The following is a 22,965-nucleotide window of genomic DNA, read 5'->3' as shown; positions in this document are numbered from 1 at the left end:
CTTCCTGTGCCATGCTCATTCTCCGCGGCGGAAAAGCCGCGGCACGCAAAATTGCCGTCAGTCGCTCTACGACAGGAATAAATCTCGGAAACCAAATCCTTTTCAGGGTTAGTCTCGAAATAATCGAGGGTTTTCAAGGCTCCCCGTCGACGCCGTAGCGCCTGGCACCCCGGAACGATCGGCCAGACCGCCCAGCCCCTCGGGCGGTCCGACGCGCCCTGTACGATGAGGACCGCACATGCCCCGTACGCTCGCCCGCAAGGACCCGACCACGTTCAAGACCCTGCCGCTGCTGGTCGAGGCCAGCGCCGACAGCCTGGTCTACCAGCCCTTCGGCCGTCCGCTGAACTTCTCCCAGGTGCTGGAGCGACGCCGGCCGATCGAGGTCGCCGACGAACAGCGCTTCACCGCCGAACTGGCCAACCTCGGGGTGTCCGTGCGCCTGACCCTGAACTGGCAAGGCCGCGACTACTGGGTGCTGGTGCGGCAGCGCCGCGCCGACCGCGGCGACACCGTGCTCAAGCTGATTTCCGGCTACGTGCCGTCCCACGAGCTGAACCTGCCGCTGCTCACCGCGATCCAGGAAGTCGCCGAGGAATGCCTGGTGGAAACCGCCGACGGCTGGCTCGGCGGGCGCTTCGGCGACACCTGGCTGCCGACGCCCTACCAGGGCACCCTGCGTTACCGCGAGGCCAGCCACTTTTCCCTGACCCCGCTGTCCGGCGCCGCACGTCCGGTACAGGCCGGCGCCCTGCGCCTGCTGGAGCGGCCGCAGGCCTATGTGCACCTGCCCACCGCCTCGTTGCAGCTGGTCTACGACATGCGCATGGAGCTGCCGCGCGATATTCGCGACGTCAGCCTGTTCCACGTCGACGAGCGCCTGGAAAGCGGCCCGCTGGTGGCCCGCCTGGACCGCCGCCGCCCGGACCTCTACCTGCTGCCGCTGCACCAGGGCGAGCCCACCGGCGAGCTCTTCACCCTGCTCAAGGGCGAGCTGTTCAAGGCGCCGACCCGCGGCGTCTGGCTCTCGGAAAGCTTCGCCCCGCAAAGCGGTTGGCTGGTGCGCGAGGAGCGCATCCGCTTCCGCGAGTGGGTCGCCCAGCTGCCGCCGGCTAATGGCAACAAGGGCCGTCGCACCGCCTGACACCCCAACCATGTAGGAGCGGGCCATGCCCGCGATTCGCGCGCGTGGCGCGCTCCTACAGGTCGCGCCGTTATTTCAGCTGACTCGAACTCTTGCCCAGCAGCCTGCGCGCCACGATCAGCAGCTGGATCTGCTGGGTGCCTTCGAAGATGTCGAGGATCTTCGAGTCGCGCGCCCATTTCTCCAACAGCTCATCCTCGCCGTAGCCCAGGGCGCCAGCCAGCTCCACGCACTTCAGGGTGACTTCGTTGGCGACCCGCCCGGCCTTGGCCTTGGCTATCGACGCCTCCTTGGAGTTGGGCAGGCGGTTATCGGCCATCCACGCGGCCTTGAGGGTCAGCAGACGCGCCGCTTCCCACTCGGCCTCCAGGCGATACAGCGTCGCCTCGGCATGGGTCACGCTCAGCAGCGGCTTGCGGTAGTCAAAGCGGCAACCGGCCTTTTTCAGCAGTTCATCTGCGCGGTCCAGCGACGCCTTGGCCACGCCGATGGCCATGGCCGCCACCAGCGGGCGGGTGTTGTCGAAGGTTTCCATGACCCCGGCAAAACCCTTCTGCACGTCGATTTCGGCATTGCCCAGCAGGTTCGCCGCGGGTACCCGGCAATCGCTGAAGCTGATGGAAGCGGTGTCCGAAGCCTTGATCCCAAGCTTCTTCTCCAGGCGGGTGACGGTCATGCCCGGCGTGCCCTTCTCGACCACGAAGGACTTGATCGCCGCGCGGCCCAGGCCGCGATCCAGCGTCGCCCAGACCACCACCGCGTCAGCGCGCGCTCCTGAGGTGACGAAGATCTTCTCGCCGTTGAGCACGTAATGGTCGCCGTCGCGGGTCGCGGTGGTGCGGATCGCCGCCGAGTCCGAGCCACAGCCCGGCTCGGTGATCGCCATGGCCGCCCAGGTGCCGCCGAAACGCTTGAGCTGTTCGTCGTTAGCCACTGCCGCGATGGCAGCGTTGCCCAACCCTTGGCGCGGCATGGCCAGCAGCAGGCCGACGTCGCCCCAGCACATTTCCATCACGCCCAGGCAGGCCGAAAGGTTGCCGCCGTTCTTCACGCCCTCCTCCACCGCCGCGCCCTTGCGCTTGCTCGCCGAGGTGGCGCCCACGGCGTCGGGCGAGCCGGCGTTCATGCCGTCGAGCAGCGCGGCGAGCAGGTCGAGCTCCTTGGGATAGGCGTGCTCGGCCTTGTCGTACTTGCGCGAGATCGGCCGCAGGTAGTTCTCCGCCACCTGATGCGCCTGGTTGGCCAGGCCACGGAATTTCTTCGGGGTTTCCAGGTACATGGAGGATTCCTCAGAGGTGCAGGCCGCCGGCGAGGATGGCTACCGCGCGCAGGTCGCGATACCAGCGCTCGGCCGGATGTTCCTGGGTGAAGCCGTGGCCGCCGAGCAGTTGCACGGCGTCGGTGCCGATCTTCATGGCCTTGTCCGCACAAAGCAGGCGCGCCAGGTAGGCCTCGCGATGGAACGGCTGGCCGCGCTCAGCCAGGGCGCAGGCGCGCCAGACCATGAGGCGCATGGCATCCAGTTCGATGGCGATGTCGGCGACCATGAAAGCCACGCCCTGGCGATGGCTGATCGGTTCGCCGAAGGCCTCGCGCTCATTGCAGTAACCGATCACATAGTCCAGCGCCGCTTGCGCGGTGCCCAGTGCCAGCGCGCACCAGGCCAGGCCGTTGAGGTCGAGGAAGGCCTGGTAGTCGAACTTTTCCGCTGCCAGGCGACGGCTGGCATCGACCTTCACACCTTTCAGGCGAATGCGTGCGGTGCCGGCCGCCTTGAGGCCCATCGCTGGTTCGGCGCGACGTTCCACGCCCTTGGCAGTCGCATCGACGAGGAACAGCGCCGGGCCATCGGACGCCTGCGCGGCGACCAGCAGCTGGCTCGCCTCGCGACCGCGGATCACCAGGCATTTCTCGCCGGAGAGCAGGTACTGCCGGCCACGTTTGCGCGCGACTGTCTTTAGCTCGCCCGGATCGGCCAGAAGTTGCGGCTCGCCCACGGCGATACCGATCAACGGCGGGCCCTCTTCGGCGACGAACGCCGGCAGCCACTGCGCCTGCTGTTCGGGACTGGCCCAGCGGCGGATGCAGTTGGCCGCCGACAGCGGCACCAGCAGCGCGGCAGCGAGGCTGAGATCGCCGCGCGCCAGGGCTTCGGCGATCAGCGCATTGGTCACCACGGTGCGTTCGCCGGCCATGCCGCCATGCATTTCGCTAACGCCGTAGTGCGTCAGGCCAAGTTCGAGCGCCTGCTTGAGCAGTTCGGCGGGTAGGCCGGCGCTGGTGTCAGCATCATGCGCGGCCGGGCGCAACACCTCGGCGGCGAAGCCTTCCAGCATCTCCACCAGCATCTGTTGCTCGTCGGAGAGGGACAGGTCGAACAGCCCGTCCGGATCGGCCTTGCGCGGCTCCTTGGCCTGCTTGCCGGCACGCTGGCTGGCCAGGCGGAAGCCGGTGCGGCTGCCAGTGTAGAGCAGCTTCTCGAAGGGCTTGCGCAGCTTCAGGCGGTCCGGCCAGTCGGCCTGGGCCACCCGGTTGAGCACGGCCAGGGCACGGCCCTGCACGTCGGTGGTCATGGCATCTCGCTCCACGCGGGGATGGGATGCCTGGGATCATGCACCGGGAATCGGCGGGGGGACCATGACCGCTTTGCCGGGAAGCGCTGGCAAAGCGGTCACTGAGATTGTCTGCAGGAGCGAGCTTGCTCGCGAACAAGCCCCGCTGCGAAGCCGTTCGCGAGCAAGCTCGCTCCTACGAAGAGCAGATTGACTCAGCGCTTCTCGCGGATCTTCTCGACGATGGCGGTGGTCGAGCTGTTCGGCACCAGGCCGAGCACCCGGACTTCGCCGCCATAGGAGCGGACGAAGTCGCCGCCGACCACCCCTTCCACGGAGTAGTCGCCGCCTTTCACCAGCACGTCCGGACGCAGTTGTTCCAGCAGACGCTCGGGGGTGTCTTCGTTGAAGCTGGTCACCCAGTCCACCGCGCCAAGGCCGGCGAGCACGGCCATGCGCCGATCGACGCTGTTGATCGGCCGGCCGGGGCCCTTGAGGCGGGTCACCGAGGCGTCGCCGTTGATCGCCACGATCAGGCGGTCGCCCTGTGCGCGGGCCTGTTCCAGGTAGCTGACGTGGCCGGCATGGAGGATGTCGAAGCAGCCGTTGGTGAAGACGATCTTCTCGCCGTGGGCGCGGGCGTCCTCGATGGCCAGCAGCAGTTGCTCCAGGCTCAGCACGCCGCGCTCGGAGCCCTGCTCGCGCTGCACGGCGCGGCGCAGTTCCGGGGCGCTGATGGCGGCGGTACCCAGCTTGCCGACGACGATGCCGGCGGCCAGGTTGGCCAGGGCCACGGCTTGCGGCAGGTCCTCGCCGGCGGCAATTGCGCCGGCCAGGGTGGAAATCACGGTGTCGCCGGCGCCGGTGACGTCGAACACCTCGCGGGCACGGGCCGGCAGGTGCAGCGCCGGATGGCCGGGGCGCAGCAGGGTCATGCCGTGTTCGCCGCGGGTGACCAGCAGCGCACCGAGGTCAAGCTCGGCGAGCAGGGCCAGACCTTTGGCGACCAGTTCGTTGTCGTCCTGGCAGCGGCCGACGATGGCCTCGAACTCGGAGAGGTTCGGGGTGATCAGGCTGGCGCCGCGGTAGATGGAGAAGTCCTTGCCCTTGGGATCGGCCAGCACGGGGATGCCGCGCTTACGCGCGGCCTGGATCAGCGCCTGGTGGTTCTGCAGGGCACCCTTGCCGTAGTCGGAGAGCACCAGCACGCGGACCTGCTCCAGCAGCGCCTCGACGTCGGCGGCCAGCGCCGCGGCGTCGGTACGGAAGGGTTCTTCGAAGTCCACTCGCAGCAGTTGCTGGTGGCGGCTCATGACGCGCAGCTTGACGATGGTCGGCTGCCCGGCGATGCGCTGGAAGCGGGTTGCAACGCCGACTGCATTGAGGCTATCGGTCAGGCTGCCGGCAGCTTCGTCCTCGCCGGTTACGCCGACCAGGTACGCCGGTGCACCGAGCGCGGCCAGGTTCAACGCGACGTTGGCGGCGCCGCCCGGGCGGTCCTCATGCTGTTCGACCCGCACCACCGGCACCGGCGCCTCGGGCGAGATGCGCGAGGTCGCGCCATGCCAGTAGCGGTCGAGCATAACGTCGCCAACCACCAGCACGGGGGCCTGATCGAATCGGGGCATGGTCAGTTTCATGGGAACTCCGCAGGTCGAAATCGGCGCGGATAATACCATAGCCGCCGATCCGGCCTCGCGCCGGGAGGCGTCCGCTCAGCGCAGCGAGCGGACCCAGAACAGCTCGTGGCGGCGTACTGCCTTGCGGAAGAATTCGTCCTCGCCGGAGGCCGGCCAGCGGCGCCCGGCAAGCGCACGCTGGATCAGCCGGCGCAAGCGCTTCTTGGCCGGCAGCGGCACCAGCAGGTCGTGCTGCATGGCCAGGGCCTGGGCCTTGTCGATGCGCTTGGCGGCATCCAGCGTCGGGCTCCACAGCACATCGGCCGGCAGCGGTTCGATGCACGGCGGCAGCGCGATACCACCGTCGGCCGGGCCCATTGGCCAGCGGTCGTTGTCGTGCAGGTGGTTGGCGTAGAACAGCAGCGTCTGCGGCTTCCACGCGCTGCGCTCGATGGCCTCCTGCAACGCGCGGGTGGCGTGCACGTGGTCGGCATGTGGATCGAGCTGCGGGTGCGGCGTGACCAGCACCTCGGGGCGGAAGTGTTCTAGTAGCGCGGCCAGGTCGGCGACCAGGTTGTTCCAGCTCGGCACGCCGTCGGCATCGGCCGGCAGGCGCAACGGGTTGTGCAGGCGCATCTCGCGGATGTCGCTTTCGCCGGATTCGCGCGAGCCGAAACCCTTGCCCGGTTCGCCGCACATCGCCGGCAGCTGCAGGCAGTAGTAGCCCAGCTGCACGCAGCGGCTGGCGGGTACCCCGCCCCAGAGCGGCACGGCCAGGCTGTCCCAGGCGCGCAGGCGGCCTTTCAGGCGCGCGGCGGCGGCCTCGTCCAGGCCAAGGCCCTGGTAGTGCTCGGCCTCGATCTCGCCCTGGGTCAGGGTGACGATGCTCACGTCCTGCGCACGGCTGTACAGGCCGAAGGCGGCCAGTTCGGCGTCATCGGCGTGCGGCGCGATGACCATCAGCGGTCGCTCGGCATAATCCGGGTTGCGGAAGGCGTGCAGCGTGGCCTGGTGATCCAGACGGCAATGACGACCGTGGATGCGCAGGTGGCCGCCACGCAGGGCTGCGCCCTGGCCGGACAGGTTGAGGTAGCGCACGCCATTGACGCCGCGCTCGAAGTCCTGGCGATCCACGCCATCGGCGCCTTCGATCAGCACCTGCGGATCGAGCCAACGGCCGAGCAGACCGGCCTTGATGCGCACCTGCAGGAACAGGCTTTCATAGTCTTCGGGCAGGGCATCCGCGGCGATATGCAGGCCATGCGGGCCGAGGGAGGCCGGCAGGCTCAACTGGCTGGCCGGGAAGTCGTATCGGTAGTCGTCGCGCGGCGAGTAGAAGAGGTGATCGGCGAACCAGGCTTCATGGGCGACCCAGCCCAGAAGCACCGCCAGCGGCATGCTCCACCAGGGCGCGAGCACGCCGAGCAGGACCAGCGCGACGAGCGCGGCCAGCAGCACCAGGCGCTTCTTGCGCCGATGTTCCTTGAGCAGTTGCTGCTTGCGTGCGCTCATGAGCTCTCCTAGGCCAATCGCGGACAAGGTCCGCTCCTACAGGGAAATGCCTGCTGCCATCACACCTGGAACACGGGCACCCGATGGCACCAGCGGTCCTTGTATTCGCGGTCGGCGCGGCCGAAGGAATAGCGTAGCGGCTTGCCCAGCGCCTCGGCCTCTTCCCAGGCCTGCTGGGTGTTTACGAAGCTGAGCACGCTGCCGGGGCTGAACTCGCGGTTCTCCGGGGCCACGCCGCCGTTGATGTACTCGACGCTGACCCACTTCGGCGACTCGACGCGGTAGAGGATCTGGATCGCCACCGGCTCGCCGTCGAGCAGCACAAGCGAGCCGCGCATGAATTCGCGCATCAGCTCGAAGACTTCGGCCAGGCGCGCCTTGCCGGGCACCTCGAACTCCCAGCGGCGCTGGAACAGCTCGGCATAGATGCGCGCCTGCTCGGCCGGGCTCAGCTCGCTCATCGGCTGCAGCACGCCGCCCGCCTCTTCCAGCAGGCGCAGTTCGCGACGCTGGTTGTAGCGGAATTTCTTCGAGAAATCGGCTGGCGCGCGGTTGAGCGCCAGCTCTTCTTCCTGCGGACGAATGTCGAGGATCTGCTCGCGGTTCAGTTCGGAGAGATAGCGCACGCGGTGACGCAGGGAAACGCGCGCGTCCTCGGCGATCGGCAGGATGATCTCGGCATTGCCCAGGTCGAACAGCGCCTTCTTGCCTTCGCGCTTGAGCACGTCCTTGGACAGCGCCAGGTGCCGGCCCCAGGTGGGAATTGCGGCCTTGAGCTGGCCGTCGACAATCCAGCCGAGGTAGCGCACCGGGATACAAGCCAGGCCGGCGAGGCGCTCGACCACCTGCGGGTGGGTCGCCACGCTGCCGCCGAAACGCTGCCAGGCCTCGGCATAGGCCGAGGCGTCAATCGGGGTCCAGCCGCGCTCACGGACGGCGCGGATACGGTCGAGCAGCGCCATCGTCAGGCGGACTCGCCGACACCGTCCTCGACGGGCTGGTCGGCCGGCTCGTCGTCGGCGAACTGCTTGGCGTGCAGCCGCGCGTAGTAGCCATTGAGGGCGATCAGCTCTTCGTGGCTGCCGCGCTCGACGATGTGGCCCTGGTCCATCACCAGGATCAGGTCCGCCGCCTCGATGGTACTCAGGCGGTGGGCGATCACCAGGGTGGTGCGACCTTCCATGACCTTCTCCAGGGCGCCCTGGATATGGCGCTCGGACTCGGTATCGAGGGCCGAGGTGGCCTCGTCGAGGATCAGCACCGGGGCGTCCTTGAGCAGCGCGCGGGCGATCGCCAGGCGCTGGCGCTGGCCGCCGGAGAGCATCACGCCGTTCTCGCCAACCTCGGTCTCGAAGCCGTGCGGCAGGCGGTCGATGAATTCGCGGGCGAAGGCGTCATCGGCGGCCTTCTCCACCGCGGCGCGCGGTTTGCTGGCGAGGTCGCCGTAGGCGATGTTGTTCAGCACGCTGTCGTTGAACAGGTTGACCTGCTGCGTCACCAGCGAGATGTGCTTGCGCAGGTTGATCAGGCGGTAGTCCTGCACGTCGACGCCATCGAGCAGGATCTTGCCCTCGCTGTGGTCGTAGAAGCGCGGGATCAGGTTGGCCAGGGTCGACTTGCCGCTGCCGGAGCGGCCGACCAGGGCGACCATCTGCCCCGGCTCGACGCTGAAGCTGAGGTCGTTGAGCACGCGCTTGTCGCTGCCCGGGTAGGTGAAGCTGAGGTTCTGCACTTCCAGGCGGCCCTGGACCCGCTCGCGCTCCACGGTGCCGAGGTCGACCTCGGGCTTCTCGTCGAGCTGCTCGAAGATGCTCTCGGCGCCGGCCACGCCCTTCTGGATGGTCGAACTGACTTCGGAAAGCTGGCGGATCGGCTTGGGCAGCGAGGCCGCCATGGAGATGTAGGCCACCAGGTCGCCGACCGAGGCGTCGCCGCGCAGCAGCAGGACCAGGTACAGCAGCACCGCCATGGCGCTGAAGATCACCAGTTGCAAGGTCGGCGTGTAGACCGCCGAGGTCTTGTTCATGGTCAGATTCTTCTTGGTGTTGGAAGAGCTCACCTCGTAGAAGCGATCACGCTCGTAGGCCTCGCCACCGAAGCTGCGCACCACGCGGAAGCCCTGGATGGTTTCCGAGGAGACGTGGGTGACGTCGCCCATGGCCACCTGAATCTTCTTGCTCTGCTTGCGGAACTTGCGGCTGGCGCTGGTCACCATCAGGGCGATGACCGGCAGGATGGCGACCATCACCAGGGTCAGCTTCCAGTTCATCCACAGCAGGGCGATGAACAGGAACACCACGGTCATGCCCTCGCGGATCACTACCTTGATGGCGTCGGTGGCGGCGCCGGTGACCATGGTCACGTTGAAGGTGATGCGCGAGATCAGGTGGCCGGAGTTGTGGCTGTCGAAGTAGCGGTTGGGCAGGGTCAGCAGGTTGTTGAACAGCGCGACGCGCAGGTCGTGCACGAGGCTCAGCGAAACCTTGGCGATGTAGTAGTTGCCGAGGAAGGAACCGACACCCTGCCAGGCGGCGATCAGCACCATCAGCAGCGGCACCGCATAGAGCATCTTCAGGTCGCGCAGCCAGCCCCAGGGCGCCCAGGGGAACAGCGGTGCGTCCGGATTGTGCAGGCCATCGACGAAGAACTTGAGCATGCCGGCGAGCATCGGCTGGGTCGCGGCGAAGATCAGGAAGCCAAGGATGCTCAGGGCGAAGATGCCGATGTAAGGACGCACGTAGGACAGCAGGCGGAAGTAGATCCGCATGCTAGAGGGCGCTGTGGTTTCTTTGCCGGCCATGGAGAGATCGCAAGGTGAAAAGGGCGGCGATTATATCACAGGCCTCTCGTTTGCCCGGTGGCTGGGCTACTATACCCGCCCCGTTTCAGCGCCACCGATCAGGACGCCGGTATGCAACAGCTAGCACTCTCCGCCTACGAATCCTTGCGCGATGGCGCCGAGGTACTGGAGGCCGACCGCTATGGCGACAAGGTGCTGCACCTGGCCGATGGCAATTTCCTCAAGCTGTTCCGCCGCAAGCGGTTGATCTCCTCCGCCGCCCTATATCCCTACGCCCAGCGTTTCGCCGACAACGCGCAGGCGCTGCAACGCCTGGGCATACCTTGCCCGCAGACCATCGCTGTCTATCGCATTCCGGGTATCGCCCGCGACGCCGTGCACTATGAACCGCTGCCGGGCGACACCCTGCGCCAGCTGATCGCTGCCGGTGACAACGGCAATGAGCTGCGCGCGCAGTTGGGCGAGCTGATCGCCACCCTGCACGACAAGGGCGTGTACTTCCGCTCACTGCACCTGGGCAACGTGGTGCGGACTCCGGAGGGCCGCCTGGGGCTGATCGACATCGCCGATATGAAGGCCCGTCGCCGTCCGCTCAACCGCCTGCAGCGCAAGCGCAATTTCGCCCACATGCTGCGTTATGCGGACGACCGCCAATGGCTGCTGGCCGACCAGGGCGCCGCGCTCGCCGCAGCCTATCTGCGCACCAGCCTAGTGCGCTGGAAGGCGCAGGCGCTGGCGCAGATCCTCAACGCTGGCTGAGTGCCGGCGTCTCGCGCTCCAGGCACAGCCCGAGCAGGAACACCACCCAGGGCATCAGCCACATGGCGCGGGTTCGCTCCCACAGGCTGAACACATCGAACTGCAGCGCCACGCTGGAAAACACCCACAGCAGCATCACCGCCAGCCCGAGCTGGCTGGCGCGGCACTGCCAGGCGCGCCAGCCGAGCATGCACCACAGCAGCATCCACACCAGCAGCGCCGGAATGCCGTACTGAATGGCAGTGTGCAGAAGGAAGTTGTGCGTGCTGCCGTGGAACTGACCGGACCAGCCCTCGACCGCATAATCAGTGCCCAGGCCAACGCCGATCCAGAAATGCTCCCGCAGTAGCGGTACGGCACTGCGCAGCAGCTCCAGGCGCTCCGAGTCGCCGCGCGCCACCAGATTCGGATCCAGCCGGACCAGGACGAAACCGCCAACCAGCAACAGCAGCGCCACCAGGCGCGCGCGCCAGCCGGGCAGCAGCACCAGGCAGAAGAGCGCCGTGGCCATGAGCGCCAGCAGCGCACCGCGGCTGCCGCACAACGCCACATAGATCAGCGGCGGAATCTGCAGCAGCGACCAGGTCAGCCGCGGCCAGCGGCCACGCGGCATCAGCGGCAGCGCCATGACCATGATGAAGGCGCAGGCGTAGCCGGCGGCATTGGGGTTGTCGAGGAACCCGCCGAAACCGTTCAGCCGGGTCGGATCATAGGCCGGCGCCCAGAGCAGCGCGGCCATGGCGTAGAAGCTGTTGACCAGCCCCAGCGCCAGCAAGGTGCCGCGCAGCCGAGCCTCGTTCGCGCGCGCCCAGAGCAACCAGCCGAAGACCAGCAGCAGGAACAGGCTCGACTGCTTGAAGCGCGACATCCGCTCGAACTCGCCCGAAGACCAGAAAAGCGACAGGTTCGCCCAGGCGAACAGCAGGAGGAACAGCCCGAACTCCTTGCGTTCGCGGATCAAGCGGCCCAGTTCGGACCATCGAGCGATCGTCAGCCAGAGCCCCGGCAGGTATACGAACAGCACGACCATGTTGTAGTAGAACTTCATGGTCGGCGTCAGCAGCACGCCGGCAATGGTCCAGAACACGCCGATGCCGAGCATCGCCTCGGCCACCCGGCTGCCGCGAGATACCGCCAGTCCGTTCGATTCCTTCGCCGGACGCCACAGCTCCCAGGCGCCCTGGAACAACTCCTTCATACGCGACACGCTCATTGCTCGTGGAACTTGAACAGCAGATGGCGCACGCGACGCCAGGTCACAGAGTTCCAGCGAGAGGGCGGCAGACGCAGCAGCAGCGACAGCGCGTATCCCTTGTCGTAGACCACTGACTGCTTGAGGGCCTTGTTGATTACGCAGGTCAGCGCCTGCGCGTAGCTCGGATGCTCCCGGTATGGCGCGATGGCCATCAGGTCGTAGTCGAGCTGCCGCTTGTATGCGGTCTTGGACATGTTGCTGGTGTGCCTCCGGTAGAGGGTCACATGGTCCGGCAGGACGTCCATGCAATAGCCCAGATGCGCAACCTTCAGGGTCATCTGGAAATCCTGGATGCGGATCGCCGGGTCGTAGCCACCCACGCGATCCAGCGCCTCGCGCCGGTACATCGCCACCGGCGCGCCAATGGCGTGGGCGCTGGCGAGCAATTCATCGAAGCCGTAGCGACGGATGCCATTGGATTTTTCCGCCTTCAAGCGATTGCCTTGCTCGTCGACATAAACCACTTTTGCGCCCACACACCCCACCTCCGGATGCGCATCCAGGTAGCTGGCCTGCAAGGACAGGCGCCCCGGCAGCATTACATCGTCGGAGTCGGGCGTGGCTATGTAGGTGCCGCGGGCATGGCTCAGCGCCGTGTTCAGCGCAGCGCTCACACCCTGGTTCTGCTGGCGGATCAGCTGGAAGTCGAAGCGCTGGCGCAACGCTTCGATCTTCTCGACGCTGGCGTCCCGGGAGCCGTCGTCGACCACGATCAGCTCGAAATTCGGGTAATCCTGCTCGAGGATGCTCAGCAGGGCCTCCTCGATATAGCGCTCGCGGTTGTAGCAAGGTACCAGCACGGAAACCAGCGGGTTACCCACGCTCACCTCCGGCGCCAAGGACAGTTGCCATGGCACTCATAGGCCCAGCACCTGGCGCAGGCGCTCGAACCTGCCCGGCTCGGGGCGCTCCCGCAGCGGCGGCCGCATGGTCTCGACGATGCGTGCGCCGATCTGGCCGAAACCGAAGCCACCCTGCGCCAGCGCACGGCCTTGCTCGGCGATGCGCGAGGCCAGCGCCGGGTCGTCGCGGAGTACTTGCAGCTTGCGGCGAAGCTCCGGAATGTCGCGGTAGAGCACTACGGTCTGCATATCCACCAGGCCCAGCGCGCGGTTCTCTGCTTCGCCCTGGTCGAAGGCGAAGAGCACGCAGCCGCAGGCCATGGCCTCGAAATTCTTGATCATGTACTCGCCCATGCCGACGTCCGCGCTGACGAAGAAGCGGATGCGGTTGAGCGTGTTCAGGTAGTCCTCGCCGGACTTGGTCTTGGTGACCAGCAGGTTTTCCACCTGCGCCAGCTCGTCGAGCAGCGCCTTGCGGCCGCTGTAGGCAACGCTGCCGGTACTGCCGACGAAGGCCAGCTCGATGTCGCGCTCGCGGCCCAGGTCATGCAGCAGGTCCTGGTCGTAGCCCTTTGGCACGAAGACCGCATCGAAGCCTTCCTGGCGCAGGCGCTCGCTGACCATGTAGCCGGAGCTGATAACCCGAGCCCAGGGCAGGCGCCGGTAGTAAGCGCTGAACTTGCCGGTGTACTTGCAGGGGATGTAGTTCTGGTAGGCATCGTGCTCGAGGATCACCAGGTTCGGCACGCTGCGGATGAAGGAAACCTGGCGGATCTCCTTCTTGAAGCGCAGGAAGAACAGGATGCGGTCGTAACGCGTGACGTCCACGTGCTCGCGGAAATAGCGACGCAGGTTGGCCTGCTCGTCGCTGCTCAGCCAGCGCAGATCGCAATCGCAATGCGCGGCGATGCCATCGTAGAGACGGTCGAGGATGGCGCGTTGTTCTTTTTGAACCAGAAACAGGACTTTCAAGACTCACCTTTCGCATCCCGGCCAGCGGGCAGTCTACTGTGCTTCCGACTCAGGTCAATGCGGGTTGTCGCCTGCCATGCCGGCATTCAGCCATGGCACGTAGGCCAGCCGCGAAGAGTAGGGGACGGCCGGCGAGACGGTCAAGGCAGGCGGCCGGGGCATACTTCGGCCCAAGGCGGGCACGCCCCTCGACCTGACCAATGACAGACTTGCCGACGGGTACTAGGTGTCGCGTCCGATCAGGCTGCGCACCAGCGGCAGGTTCCAGAACTCGCGGCGCACCGCCTCGTCAGAGAAGCGCGTACGAAGGCGCTCGTCCATCAGACGAACGCAGGCTTCGCGCTGCTGGCGATCCAGCGCCGCCATGTGCACCAGCCCCTCGGCCAGCGCGGCGTCATCGCGCAGCGGGAAGAGGATGCCCAGGCCTTCGACCACCTCACCCGCACCGCCACCGGCGGTAGAGATCAGCGGCACGCCGGCGGCCATCGCCTCCAGCAGCACCATGCCGAAGGGCTCGTGGTCGGAGCTCAGGGCGAAGACGTCGAACGCCTTGAAGTAGCGCTTTGCTTCCGCCACCTGACCGAGGAACAGCACCTGTTCGGCGATGCCCAGTTCGCGCGCGAGTTCCTTGAGGTCTTCCTCCAGGCGGCCCTTGCCCATGATCGCCAGCAGGCTTTCGCGCGGCAGGTGCGGCAAGGCCTTGGCGAAGCCGCGCAGCAGCGTGGCCTGGTCCTTGTCCGGATGCAGGCGACCGACGTTGCCGACGATCCAGGCATTCTCCGGCAGGCGCAGTTGCAGGCGCGCCGGATAGCGCTCCAGCTGGCTGGCCTGGAGGGCATCGACGTCGATGCGGTTGTACAGCGTCTCGATGTGATCCGCCGGCCAGGCGGGCAGGCAAGCACGCAGTTCGTCACGCACCGCATTGGATACGGCGAGCAGACGCAGGCGCTTGGCGAAGAACTTGCCGAACAGCTTGCGACCCATGCGGCGGTAATCGCCGAAACCATGGTGCACGCCGATCACCGGCAGTTTGGTGGCGAGCATCGCGACCCAGGTCGGCTTGAAGCGATGGGCGATGCAGAAGCGGAAATCACGCGAGCGGGCGATGTCGCGCAGGTCGCGGATTGCGCGCAGCTTGAGGCCGCGCACGTCCTTGGAGCTGTATTCGAGGAACAGCACTTCGTCGCTCGCGCAGGCGGCGGCGACTTCCGGATCGGGCGCCCCGGTGAGAAACACCGTGGTCACCCGGTAGCCGGTGCCGGCGAACAGGCTGGCGTATTGACGGGCACAGTCGAGGAACGGCCCGTCATAGCCGTGGCAGAACTGCAGGACGCGCGGTTCAGCCGAGCGAGTCATAAGGCGCGGCGCCCTCTTTCACGACCAGGATGTCCTGCATGATCAGGTACTGCAGGTCCGAGCCGTAGAACATGTTCAGGGCGTCGGTCGGCGAGCAGATCATCGGCTCACCGCGGCGGTTCAGCGAGGTGTTCAGCGCCACGCCGTTGCCGGTGAGCTTCTCCAGCTCCTTCATGAGGTCGTAGTAGCGCGGGTTGTACTCGCGCTTGAGCACCTGGGCGCGGGAGGTACCGTCCTCGTGTACCACTTCCGGCACACGGGTCTTCCACTCCTCGTTGACCTCGAAGGTGAAGGTCATGAAGGGCGCCGGATGGTCGATCTTGAACATCTGCGGGCCGACGGTATCCAGCATCGACGGGCAGAAGGGTCTCCAGCGCTCGCGGAACTTGATCTGCGCGTTGATGCGGTCGGCCACACCCGGCACGCTCGGGCAGCCGAGGATGGAGCGACCACCGAGGGCGCGCGGGCCGAACTCCATGCGGCCCTGGAACCAGGCCACCGGGTTGCCGTCGGCGAGCACCTTGCCGATCAGTTCCGGCACGTTGTCGATCTTGCGCCACTGCGGCCTGGACTCGTGGCGAGCGCAGGCGGCGATGACGTCCTCGTTGCTGTATTCCGGGCCGAGGTAGACGTGTTCCATCTTCTCCACCGGCACGCCGCGCTGGTGCGAGACGTAGGCGGCGGCGCCAACGGCGGTGCCGGCGTCGCTGGAGGCGGGCTGGACGAACAGCTCCTTCACTTCCGGACGCGAGATGATCTTCTGGTTCAGCTTGACGTTCAGCGCGCAGCCGCCGGCGAAGGCGATCTTGCCGGTCTCGCGGAGAATGTCGCCCAGGTAGTAGTCCATCATCTCCAGCGCCAGCTTCTCGAACAGCGCCTGGATGCTGGCGGCGTAGTGGATGTACGGATCATCGGCGATGTCGCCTTCGCGCTTCGGACCGAGCCACTCGATCAGCTTGGGCGAGAAGTAGTAGCCCTTGCCCTTTTCCTTGTAGCGACGGAAGCCGATGACGTTGACGTAGTCGGTGTTGATGATCAGCTCGCCGTTCTCGAACTTGGCCAGGCGCGAGAAATCGTACTTGCTGGCATCGCCGTAAGGCGCCATGCCCATGACCTTGAACTCGCCGTCGAGCATGTCGAAGCCGAGGTACTCGGTCAGCGCGCCGTAGAGGCCGCCGAGCGAATCCGGGTCGTAGAACTCCTTGATCTTGTGGATCTTGCCGTTTTCGCCGTAGCCGAAGAAGGTCGTGGCGTACTCGCCCTTGCCGTCGATACCGAGGATCGCGGTCTTCTCCTTGAAGCCGGAGCAGTGGTAGGCGCTGGAAGCGTGGGCCAGGTGGTGCTCGACCGGCTGGATCTTGGTTTTCTTCAGGTCGAAGCCGAGCTGCTGCAGGCACCACTCGATGCGCTTGTAGTAGCGCTTGTAGCGGCGGTTGCCGAGCAGGATGGCGTCCAGCGCGCGGTCCGGCGCGTAGGCGTAGCGCTTGGCGTAGTGCCAGCGGGCCTTCTCCAGGATGCTGATGGGGGCGAAGGGAATGGCCACCACATCGACGTCGGACGGCTTGATGCCGGCCTGCTCCAGGCAGAACTTGGCCGACTCGTAGGGCATGCGGTTCTTCGCGTGCTTGTCGCGGACGAAGCGCTCTTCTTCGACCGCCGCGACCAGCTTGCCGTCGATGTACAGGGCGGCGGAAGGGTCATGGCTTACGGCGCCGGACAGGCCGAGGATGGTCAATGCCACAGGTGTTGCCTCTTGGTAGAGCCTTGAGCCCCCCACCATGGGAGCTCGGCGATGATCTTCGGTGGCTCGTCGGAGCCTTTAGTGATTGCTGTCGGCCTGCGCCGCGCTGCAATCCTTGGGTATGCGTTCGTCCAGCAGCCGGTGGAGGGCGCTGTCCTGCGGCCAGTTGCGCAGGAAACGTGCGCGGTCGCGGGCGTAGGCGCGCTCGAAGCTGGCCTGGCCGTGGTGCTTGTGCATGGCGTCGAGGTCGATCAGTGCCCAGCGTCCCCCGGTGGCGCCGCCCTGCCAGAACAGGTTGTGGCCCTTGAGGTCGCCGTGGCTGATGCGCTCGCGCAGCAGCGCCGCGAACAGGTTGTCCAGGGCCTTGAGCTCGGCCTCCGGCGGTATGCCGGCCCCCTCCGGATCGTCCAGATGGGGTTTGAAACGGGCGATTATATCCTGCCCTTCCAGGTAATCGGTAATCAGGAACGCCGGACCGCGCAGCCACAGCCAGCGCCGCTCCAGCATAGCCAGGGGTTTGGCGGTGGCGATGCCGAGGTATTCCAGGCGGTTGCCCTCGCGCCACGAAGACCAGGCCCGACTGGGCCGCCAGAAGCGCTTGAGCCAGTGCAGCAGGTTCTTGATGTTGTAGCGCTTCACGACCAGCGGCCGGCCGTTCAGTTCGACCTTGGCCACGGTAGCCGCACCGCCGGTCTTATAGACATGTCCCCGGTCAATGAAAGCGTCGGGATTGGCCAGCAGCGGCTCTAGACCGCTCTCTTCCTCGCGACGCACCGCACGCAGGCCGAATGCCCCGCGGCGCACGCTGAACAGGCTGCAGTCGCGGCCGATCTTCTTCAGCAGGTCGGCCACGCGCCAGCGGCGCACACGGGCGATTTCCTTCTGCAACGCTTCCAGCGGCAGGGCGTGCTCGCCGTTGGCCAGCAGGTAATGCACCAGCAGCTCCTCGATGAAAGGGTCGAGGTCATGGGGCAGCTGGGCGAAGAACACCCCGAGATTTTCCAGCACGTGCTTGCGCGACAGCGGCTGGCCGGGCGTTTCGGCGCGGATGCCGGCGCCGTCGATCAGGTACAGGCGGCCGTCGTGGCGCAGCAGGTTGTCCAGGTGCAGGTCTTCCTGCCAGAGCCCTTTCGCATGCAGCGCGGCGATGGCAGCCAGGGCTTCCCCAAGCACGGCCTGCTGGGCGTCGGAAAGCGCGGGCTCGGCCTCCACCGCGCGCCAGGCGTCACCCAGGCTCTGGGCGCCGTCGAGGAACTCGAAGAGCAGCCAGCCGCCCTCGCCTTCGCGCAGGCCGTCGGCCAGCAACGCAGGCGTGGTCAGGCCCTGTTCGGCGAGCAGGCGCACACCGTCCCGCTCACGCTGGAAATGCCGTGCGGCGCTGCCGCCGACCAGCAGCTTGGCCAGCACCTGGCGGCCTCGCCAATTGCCTTCGCCGACGTAGCGTTTGCCCGGCAGTACGCGCAGCAGGCTGTCCAGGCGAAGTTCGGCAGGGCCGGCGCCATTGGCCAGTTCGAGACGCAGCGGCAAAGCCGGCTGGCGGCCAGCGCCGCGCAGATCGCTGAGTTTCACCCGCGCTTCTCCTTCTTGCGCCGCCGCGAGCCGAGGCGCTTGTACCAATGATCGACTTCCGCGCCACTGGCCGAGTTGCCCAGGTAGGCCGCGAGCAGCTGGCGCACGTCGACCTCGCTCCAGTCCGGCGCCCGGCGCAACAAGGGCTCGAGGTCCTTGACCCGATCACGGGTGCCAAACCACAGCGGACGGGTCTTCTCCAGGTCGATCAGGCAAGCCTGGAACTCGTCGTCGACCGCCTTCAGGAAGATGTGCTTGGGATAGAAGCAGCCGTGCATCTGCCCGGCCTCGTGCAGACGGCGGGCGAGCATCCCGCAGGCGTGCAGGATCGCCTGGCGGCGCTCGACGGGCAGGTTCGACCATTCCTTGAGCCAGGCGTCGAGGTCTCGCCAGCCGTCCAGGGCGCGAGTCAGCAGGATCGCGCGGCGCTCACCGTCGACTTCGCGCATGCCGAAGAAAGCGGCTTGCAACGCGGGAATACCGAGTTGCTGGTAACGCAGGATATTGCGCAGCTCGCGGGCGAAGGTCGGCTCGCCGCGCGGGCGCCGCAGGCTGCGGGTCAGGTGGTTGATCTGGCGCTTGAGGTAGTAGGCGCGGCCTTCCAGTTCGAGACGGGAAACGCTGCTCCAGCCACCGCGCTCGGTGTTGGGTTCGTCCACGGCCTGCAGTTGCAGTGCCCAGAGCGCGTCGAAGTCGGCCAGGCCCTGGCGTTCCAGGCACTCGCGGTCGTCGTCGGCGATGAAGTCGTTCACTCGCGTCCCTCGGAGAAATGGGCGGTGTGCGTCACAGCAGATCACCATAGCGCTGCTTGCGGTCGTACAACTTCGCAGCCTTGCGCTCCATCCAGGCGAGCAGCGGCGCTTCGTCACGCAGGATGTCGCGCAGCGGCTTGCCGAAGTAGCCGCGCAGGAAGCGCAGCTTGTCGCGCTCGGTCAGGCCGATGTCCAGCGCGGAGAAGTACAACGCGGCCAGGTCCTTGTCGCGCCAGCGCTTGGGCGTGGCGGCGCGGGTCTGCGCGCGATGCAGGTCGATCACCGACAGGCGCAGGTCATCGGCCGTAGGCGCGCGGTCGGTATGCAACAGGAAATGGCAGATGTAGCAGTCCCGGTGGTTGACCCCGGCGCGATGCATGGTGCCGACCATCTTCGCCACTTCGGCGATCAGCGCGCGCTTGAAGCGCGGCTCGGGCGGCTGCTCGCGCCAGTTCAGCGAGAGCTGTTCGAGGTCGGTGGTGGGCGCCAGTTCCTCGGTGACGATGAAGGAATGCTGGCGCGCCGGATCGCTGCCACGCTCGCCGTAGGCCACCGAGGTCATGGTCGCCACGCCGGCCTGGTGCAGGCGTTCCAGGGCGCGCTGCTCCTGGCCGGCGCCGAGCACCGGGAGCTTGGCGCTGAGCAGGTTCTTGAAGATCTCGCCCCAGCCGATGCCACGGTGGATCTTCACGAAGTAGCCGCGCCCGTCGACTTCGGTGCGCAGGGTGCGGCGGCCTTCCAGCTCGCGGTAGACCTTGCCCTGCAGGCGCTCGACCTCGACGAAGGGGTCCTTGCCGGCCCACAGCGCCTTGAAGGGGGGCTGCAGTTCGAGCTTCATGGGCGCTCCGCGAGAATCACGTCTGCCGCGTGCTGCGGCATGGAATACAGGTCCGCCGTGTCGGCGAAGGCCAGGCCGTTGCGCGACCAGGCGGCACGGGCCTCAGCATCCCCGAGCATCTGCACCAGCATACGGTTCAGGTTGTCCTGTTCGAAAGGCGAAGGCACCACGCGGCCGGCATCGGCCTCGGCGATGTAGTGGGCGTAGCCGCAGACGTCGGTGACCAGCACCGGCAGGCCGGCGACCAGCGCCTCCAGCAGCACGGTGCCGGTGTTCTCGTTGTAGGCCGGGTGGATCAGCAGGTCGGCGCCCAGCAGGAAGCGCGGGATGTCGCTGCGCCCCTTGAGGATCTGCACGTTGTCCGACAGGCCGAGAGCCTTCACCTGCAGCAGGAACGGCTTGGGATCGTCCTGGCCGATGGCGATCAGGCGGGTGCGCTTGCGCAGCTCGCGCGGCAGCGATGCCAGCGCCTTGAGGCTGCGGTCCAGGCCCTTGGTCTTGAAGCCGGAGCCGATCTGCACCAGCAGCAGGTCATCGTCGCCCAGCTTGAACTCGCGGCGGAAATCGGCGCGGATCTCGGCGGCATTGGCCGGTGCGCGGCGGTCCTGGGCGATGCCCGGCGGCAGCAGGTGGAAGCGCCCGGCCGGGGTGCCGTAGTGCTTGACGAACAGCGGCTGCTGGACCTCGGAGATCATCAGGATCTCGGTCTTGGACTGCGGCGAGAACACTGCGCGCTCGTAGTCGGCGAAGTGCTTGTAGCGGCCCCAGCGGCGATAGATCGGGTTGCGCAGCGTCTGCGCCTTGTCCTCGAAGCAACCGTCGGCGGCGTAGTACACGTCCAGCCCCGGCATCTTGTTGAAACCGATCACCCGATCGACCGGATCGCGCGCGAGGTCGGCGTCCAGCCAGGCGCTGAACTTCTCGTTGCGGCGATGGTTGAACAGCGCCTTGATCGGCGCGACGCGCACGTCGAAACCAGCGGGCACTTCGCCCTCCCAGATCGGCGTGTAGACGCGAATCGCGTGTCCGCGCTTCTGGCACTCCAGCGCAATGCGCATGAAGTCGCGCTGCAGCCCGCCGAACGGGAAGTATTTGTAGAGAACGAAAGCCAGGTTCATCGAAGCGTCTCCGGGGCCAGCAGCAGGGCCTCCAGCTGGGTGGACACGCGCTGCGGATTCAGGCGCGTGAAGCACAGCGGTTGCTCTTGCCGCAGGTCGAACTGGCGCCTGTCGTCGGCCGTCGGCTGGTAGGTGCAGGTTTTCTGCAGGCAGGGGGCGCACGGCCAGTCGCTGCCCAGGTGCACCTGCGAACGCCCGTAGGCGCCGGTGAGTCCGGGGTTGGTCGGGCCGAACAGCGACAACGTCGGCACGTCCAGGGCGGCTGCCAGGTGTCCGAGCCCGGTGTCCACCGCCACGCAGGCCGAAGCGCCAGCCAGAACCTTGGCCATGCCCGCGAGGGATAACTTGGGGAGTACCGAGGCGTTTTCCAAGCCATCGGCAATGCGCTCGGCTCGCGAACGCTCTATTTCATTGCCCCACGGCAGGCGAACCGACCAGCCGCGCTCGCCCATGCGCTCGGCAAGTTCGCGCCAGTACTTCTCGGGCCAGTGCTTGGTGACCCAGGTGGTGCCGTGCAGGAACACCAGGTAAGGCGCGCCGGCGCTGTCGTCGAGCAGGCGGCTGCGGTCCAGGCCGTAGTCGCCGGTGCCTTGCGGCAGCGGATAGTCGAGTGCCTGGGCGAAGAGCTGGCGCACGCGTTCGACGGCATGCTGGCCCCAGGCGACCGGATAGCCGCGATCGTAGAAGCGGCTGGCCGCCGGCTCGCGCGCCGACTCCTTGTCCAGCCCGGCGATCGGCGTCTTCTTCACGTAGCGGGTCAGCCAGGCGCTCTTCAGCAGGCCCTGGGCGTCGATCACCAGGTCGTAGTCGACCTCGCGCAGGCGCTTCTTGAAGCGGCGCCATTCGCCGCTCTTCAGGGTCTGCCAGAGGTTCTTGCGCCAGCGCCGGATGGCCACGGGGATGACCTGCGCCACCGCCGGATGCCAGGCCGGGATCTCGGCGAAGCCCTCCTCCACCACCCAGTCGAACTGGATGCCGGGGATGGCGCGGGCGGCGTCGGTGAGTGCCGGCAGGGTATGGATGACGTCGCCCAGGGACGACGTCTTGATCAGCAGAACCCTCATTCCACGTCGACCGGGTCCGCGACCAGGCGGTCGAGCGCGGCCAGCACCGGCTGCGGCTGCAGCTCGCGCAGGCAGTTGTAGTGGCCGAAGCGGCACACGCGATCGAAGCAGGGGCTGCATTCCAGGCCCAGGCGCACGATCTCCACGGCCTCGGCCAGCGGCGGGGTGAACTGCGGCGAGGTGGAGCCGTAGACCGCCACCAGCGGGCGGTTCAGCGCCGCGGCCACGTGCATCAGCCCGGAGTCGTTGGTGACCACGGCGGATGCGCAGGACATCAGGTCGATAGCCTCGGCCAGGGCGGTTTCACCGGCGAGGTTCACCGACTCCTCGCGCAGGCCGGGAATCAGCCGCGAACGGATGTCCTCGCCGCCGGGATGGTCGTTCTTCGAGCCGAAGATCCAGACTTGCCAGCCGGCGCGGATCTTCGCTTCGGCGACCTTGGCGTAGTACTCGGCCGGCCAGCGCTTGGCCTCGCCGAACTCGGCGCCCGGGCAGAGCGCGAGCACTGGGCGATCCAGGCTCAGGCCGAACTTGGCCAGGGCGGCGTCGCGGGTCGTCGGGTCGATCGACAGGCGCGGCTGCGGATAGGGCTTGGGCAGATCAGCGCCAGGCTCGTAGGCAAGCGCCATGAAGCGCTCGATCATCAGCGGATAGCGCTCCTTGTCGAGCGTGCGGATGTCGTTGAGCAGGCCGAAGCGCATCTCGCCCTTCCAGCCGGTGCGCTTGGCGATGCCGGCGAAGAACGGCACCAGTGCGGACTTGAGCGAGTTGGGCAGCAGGATCGCCTGGTCGTACTGGCCGGCCAGCGACTTGCCGATGCGCCGCCGCGCGGCGATGTCGAGCACGCCGTGGCCGAGCGGGAAGCTCAGCGCCTGGCGCACTTCCGGCATGCGCTCGAGGATCGGCCGGCTCCATTCGGGCGCCAGCACGTCGATCTGGCACTCGGGGTGCTGCTGTTTCAGGCAATGGAACAGCGTCTGCGCCATCACCATGTCGCCGACCCAGGACGGCCCTACGATCAGAATTCTCATGTACCTTCCAGAAACGATCGGGGAGGCTCAGCGCCTCCCCG

19 protein-coding genes are annotated in these 22,965 nt (G+C 66.9%); 2 read left to right on the top strand and 17 right to left on the bottom strand.

From position 1 onward, the window contains the following. The first annotated feature begins 238 nt into the window (after positions 1-238). Positions 239-1,144, top strand: a complete 906-nt coding sequence (locus ACA097_RS15085; protein ID WP_160288589.1) for a metal ABC transporter ATPase — start codon at positions 239-241, stop codon at positions 1,142-1,144. A gap of 70 nt (positions 1,145-1,214) precedes the next feature. Here the strand turns inward: ACA097_RS15085 and ACA097_RS15080 are convergent, their stop codons facing one another. The 6 genes from ACA097_RS15080 to msbA all read right to left on the bottom strand — a co-directional run bounded on the left by ACA097_RS15080 (position 1,215) and on the right by msbA (position 9,627). Continuing rightward, positions 1,215-2,423 (bottom strand): acyl-CoA dehydrogenase family protein, encoded by a 1,209-nt coding sequence (locus tag ACA097_RS15080; RefSeq protein ID WP_371364240.1) that lies wholly within the window; start codon positions 2,421-2,423, stop codon positions 1,215-1,217. A 10-nt stretch (positions 2,424-2,433) separates the two neighbouring features. Further along, the gene (locus tag ACA097_RS15075) at positions 2,434-3,717 is read right to left on the bottom strand and encodes an acyl-CoA dehydrogenase family protein (RefSeq protein WP_371364238.1); all 1,284 of its coding nucleotides are present in this window, start codon (positions 3,715-3,717) and stop codon (positions 2,434-2,436) included. Between the two features lie 194 nt (positions 3,718-3,911). After that, complete coding sequence (hldE, locus tag ACA097_RS15070) at positions 3,912-5,336, bottom strand: bifunctional D-glycero-beta-D-manno-heptose-7-phosphate kinase/D-glycero-beta-D-manno-heptose 1-phosphate adenylyltransferase HldE (RefSeq protein ID WP_371364236.1); 1,425 nt, start codon at positions 5,334-5,336, stop codon at positions 3,912-3,914. 75 nt (positions 5,337-5,411) lie between these two features. After that, a complete protein-coding gene (locus tag ACA097_RS15065; RefSeq protein WP_371364234.1) occupies positions 5,412-6,827 on the bottom strand; it encodes a PIG-L deacetylase family protein in 1,416 nt (471 codons plus the stop codon). 59 nt (positions 6,828-6,886) lie between these two features. After that, entirely contained in the window at positions 6,887-7,789 is a 903-nt protein-coding gene (locus ACA097_RS15060) for a GNAT family N-acetyltransferase (protein ID WP_371364232.1), read from the bottom strand. Between the two features lie 2 nt (positions 7,790-7,791). Beyond that, positions 7,792-9,627, bottom strand: a complete 1,836-nt coding sequence (gene msbA / locus ACA097_RS15055; protein WP_371364230.1) for a lipid A export permease/ATP-binding protein MsbA — start codon at positions 9,625-9,627, stop codon at positions 7,792-7,794. Positions 9,628-9,738: 111 nt separating this feature from the next. Between msbA and ACA097_RS15050 the strand changes: the two genes are divergently transcribed. Further along, the gene (locus tag ACA097_RS15050; protein ID WP_371364228.1) at positions 9,739-10,386 is read left to right on the top strand and encodes a lipopolysaccharide kinase InaA family protein; all 648 of its coding nucleotides are present in this window, start codon (positions 9,739-9,741) and stop codon (positions 10,384-10,386) included. Here the strand turns inward: ACA097_RS15050 and ACA097_RS15045 are convergent. The 11 genes from ACA097_RS15045 to waaF form a co-directional block, all read right to left on the bottom strand. Next, a complete protein-coding gene (locus ACA097_RS15045; RefSeq protein ID WP_371370522.1) occupies positions 10,373-11,584 on the bottom strand; it encodes an O-antigen ligase family protein in 1,212 nt (403 codons plus the stop codon). The two genes, ACA097_RS15050 and ACA097_RS15045, sit on opposite strands and share 14 nt — an antisense overlap. A gap of 11 nt (positions 11,585-11,595) precedes the next feature. After that, positions 11,596-12,462 (bottom strand): glycosyltransferase family 2 protein, encoded by an 867-nt coding sequence (locus ACA097_RS15040; RefSeq protein WP_371364226.1) that lies wholly within the window; start codon positions 12,460-12,462, stop codon positions 11,596-11,598. Between the two features lie 36 nt (positions 12,463-12,498). Next, entirely contained in the window at positions 12,499-13,455 is a 957-nt protein-coding gene (locus tag ACA097_RS15035; protein WP_371364224.1) for a glycosyltransferase, read from the bottom strand. A 222-nt stretch (positions 13,456-13,677) separates the two neighbouring features. After that, positions 13,678-14,811 (bottom strand): glycosyltransferase, encoded by a 1,134-nt coding sequence (locus ACA097_RS15030; protein ID WP_371364222.1) that lies wholly within the window; start codon positions 14,809-14,811, stop codon positions 13,678-13,680. After that, a complete protein-coding gene (locus ACA097_RS15025; RefSeq protein WP_371364220.1) occupies positions 14,795-16,552 on the bottom strand; it encodes a carbamoyltransferase in 1,758 nt (585 codons plus the stop codon). Before ACA097_RS15025 ends, ACA097_RS15030 begins: the two co-directional genes overlap by 17 nt. Positions 16,553-16,630: 78 nt before the next feature. Next, positions 16,631-18,121, bottom strand: coding sequence for a lipopolysaccharide kinase InaA family protein (locus tag ACA097_RS15020; protein WP_371364218.1), 1,491 nt, complete (start codon positions 18,119-18,121; stop codon positions 16,631-16,633). Next, positions 18,118-18,873 carry a lipopolysaccharide kinase InaA family protein gene (locus ACA097_RS15015; RefSeq protein ID WP_043255863.1) on the bottom strand — a complete coding sequence of 252 codons (756 nt, stop codon included), beginning with the start codon at positions 18,871-18,873 and terminating at the stop codon, positions 18,118-18,120. The genes ACA097_RS15020 and ACA097_RS15015 overlap by 4 nt, the downstream gene beginning before the upstream one ends. 31 nt (positions 18,874-18,904) lie before the next feature. Further along, a complete protein-coding gene (gene rfaP, locus ACA097_RS15010; protein ID WP_371364216.1) occupies positions 18,905-19,711 on the bottom strand; it encodes a lipopolysaccharide core heptose(I) kinase RfaP in 807 nt (268 codons plus the stop codon). Next, positions 19,708-20,829, bottom strand: coding sequence for a glycosyltransferase family 4 protein (locus ACA097_RS15005; protein WP_160288602.1), 1,122 nt, complete (start codon positions 20,827-20,829; stop codon positions 19,708-19,710). The genes rfaP and ACA097_RS15005 overlap by 4 nt, the downstream gene beginning before the upstream one ends. Then, positions 20,826-21,893 carry a lipopolysaccharide heptosyltransferase I gene (gene waaC / locus ACA097_RS15000; RefSeq protein WP_371364213.1) on the bottom strand — a complete coding sequence of 356 codons (1,068 nt, stop codon included), beginning with the start codon at positions 21,891-21,893 and terminating at the stop codon, positions 20,826-20,828. Before waaC ends, ACA097_RS15005 begins: the two co-directional genes overlap by 4 nt. Further along, positions 21,890-22,924 (bottom strand): lipopolysaccharide heptosyltransferase II, encoded by a 1,035-nt coding sequence (gene waaF, locus ACA097_RS14995; RefSeq protein ID WP_371364211.1) that lies wholly within the window; start codon positions 22,922-22,924, stop codon positions 21,890-21,892. Before waaF ends, waaC begins: the two co-directional genes overlap by 4 nt. Positions 22,925-22,965: the final 41 nt, after the last annotated feature.

The sequence above is a fragment of the Pseudomonas sp. QL9 genome (genome assembly GCF_041409665.1).
In the GTDB taxonomy this organism is placed as follows: domain Bacteria; phylum Pseudomonadota; class Gammaproteobacteria; order Pseudomonadales; family Pseudomonadaceae; genus Pseudomonas; species Pseudomonas knackmussii.
This window is presented reverse-complemented; position numbering and strand designations above follow the sequence as displayed.

Excerpts from the sequence above, each read along its gene's own strand:
- ACA097_RS15030 (WP_371364222.1), bottom strand. The coding sequence starts at position 14,811 with ATGACTCGCTCGGCTGAACCGCGCGTCCTGCAGTTCTGCCACGGCTAT.
- msbA (WP_371364230.1), bottom strand. The coding sequence starts at position 9,627 with ATGGCCGGCAAAGAAACCACAGCGCCCTCTAGCATGCGGATCTACTTC.
- ACA097_RS15060 (WP_371364232.1), bottom strand. The coding sequence starts at position 7,789 with ATGGCGCTGCTCGACCGTATCCGCGCCGTCCGTGAGCGCGGCTGGACC.
- hldE (WP_371364236.1), bottom strand. The coding sequence starts at position 5,336 with ATGAAACTGACCATGCCCCGATTCGATCAGGCCCCCGTGCTGGTGGTT.
- ACA097_RS15050 (WP_371364228.1), top strand. The coding sequence starts at position 9,739 with ATGCAACAGCTAGCACTCTCCGCCTACGAATCCTTGCGCGATGGCGCC.
- ACA097_RS15085 (WP_160288589.1), top strand. The coding sequence starts at position 239 with ATGCCCCGTACGCTCGCCCGCAAGGACCCGACCACGTTCAAGACCCTG.
- ACA097_RS15065 (WP_371364234.1), bottom strand. The coding sequence starts at position 6,827 with ATGAGCGCACGCAAGCAGCAACTGCTCAAGGAACATCGGCGCAAGAAG.
- waaF (WP_371364211.1), bottom strand. The coding sequence starts at position 22,924 with ATGAGAATTCTGATCGTAGGGCCGTCCTGGGTCGGCGACATGGTGATG.
- ACA097_RS15045 (WP_371370522.1), bottom strand. The coding sequence starts at position 11,584 with ATGAAGGAGTTGTTCCAGGGCGCCTGGGAGCTGTGGCGTCCGGCGAAG.
- ACA097_RS15075 (WP_371364238.1), bottom strand. The coding sequence starts at position 3,717 with ATGACCACCGACGTGCAGGGCCGTGCCCTGGCCGTGCTCAACCGGGTG.
- ACA097_RS15005 (WP_160288602.1), bottom strand. The coding sequence starts at position 20,829 with ATGAACCTGGCTTTCGTTCTCTACAAATACTTCCCGTTCGGCGGGCTG.
- rfaP (WP_371364216.1), bottom strand. The coding sequence starts at position 19,711 with ATGAAGCTCGAACTGCAGCCCCCCTTCAAGGCGCTGTGGGCCGGCAAG.
- waaC (WP_371364213.1), bottom strand. The coding sequence starts at position 21,893 with ATGAGGGTTCTGCTGATCAAGACGTCGTCCCTGGGCGACGTCATCCAT.
- ACA097_RS15080 (WP_371364240.1), bottom strand. The coding sequence starts at position 2,423 with ATGTACCTGGAAACCCCGAAGAAATTCCGTGGCCTGGCCAACCAGGCG.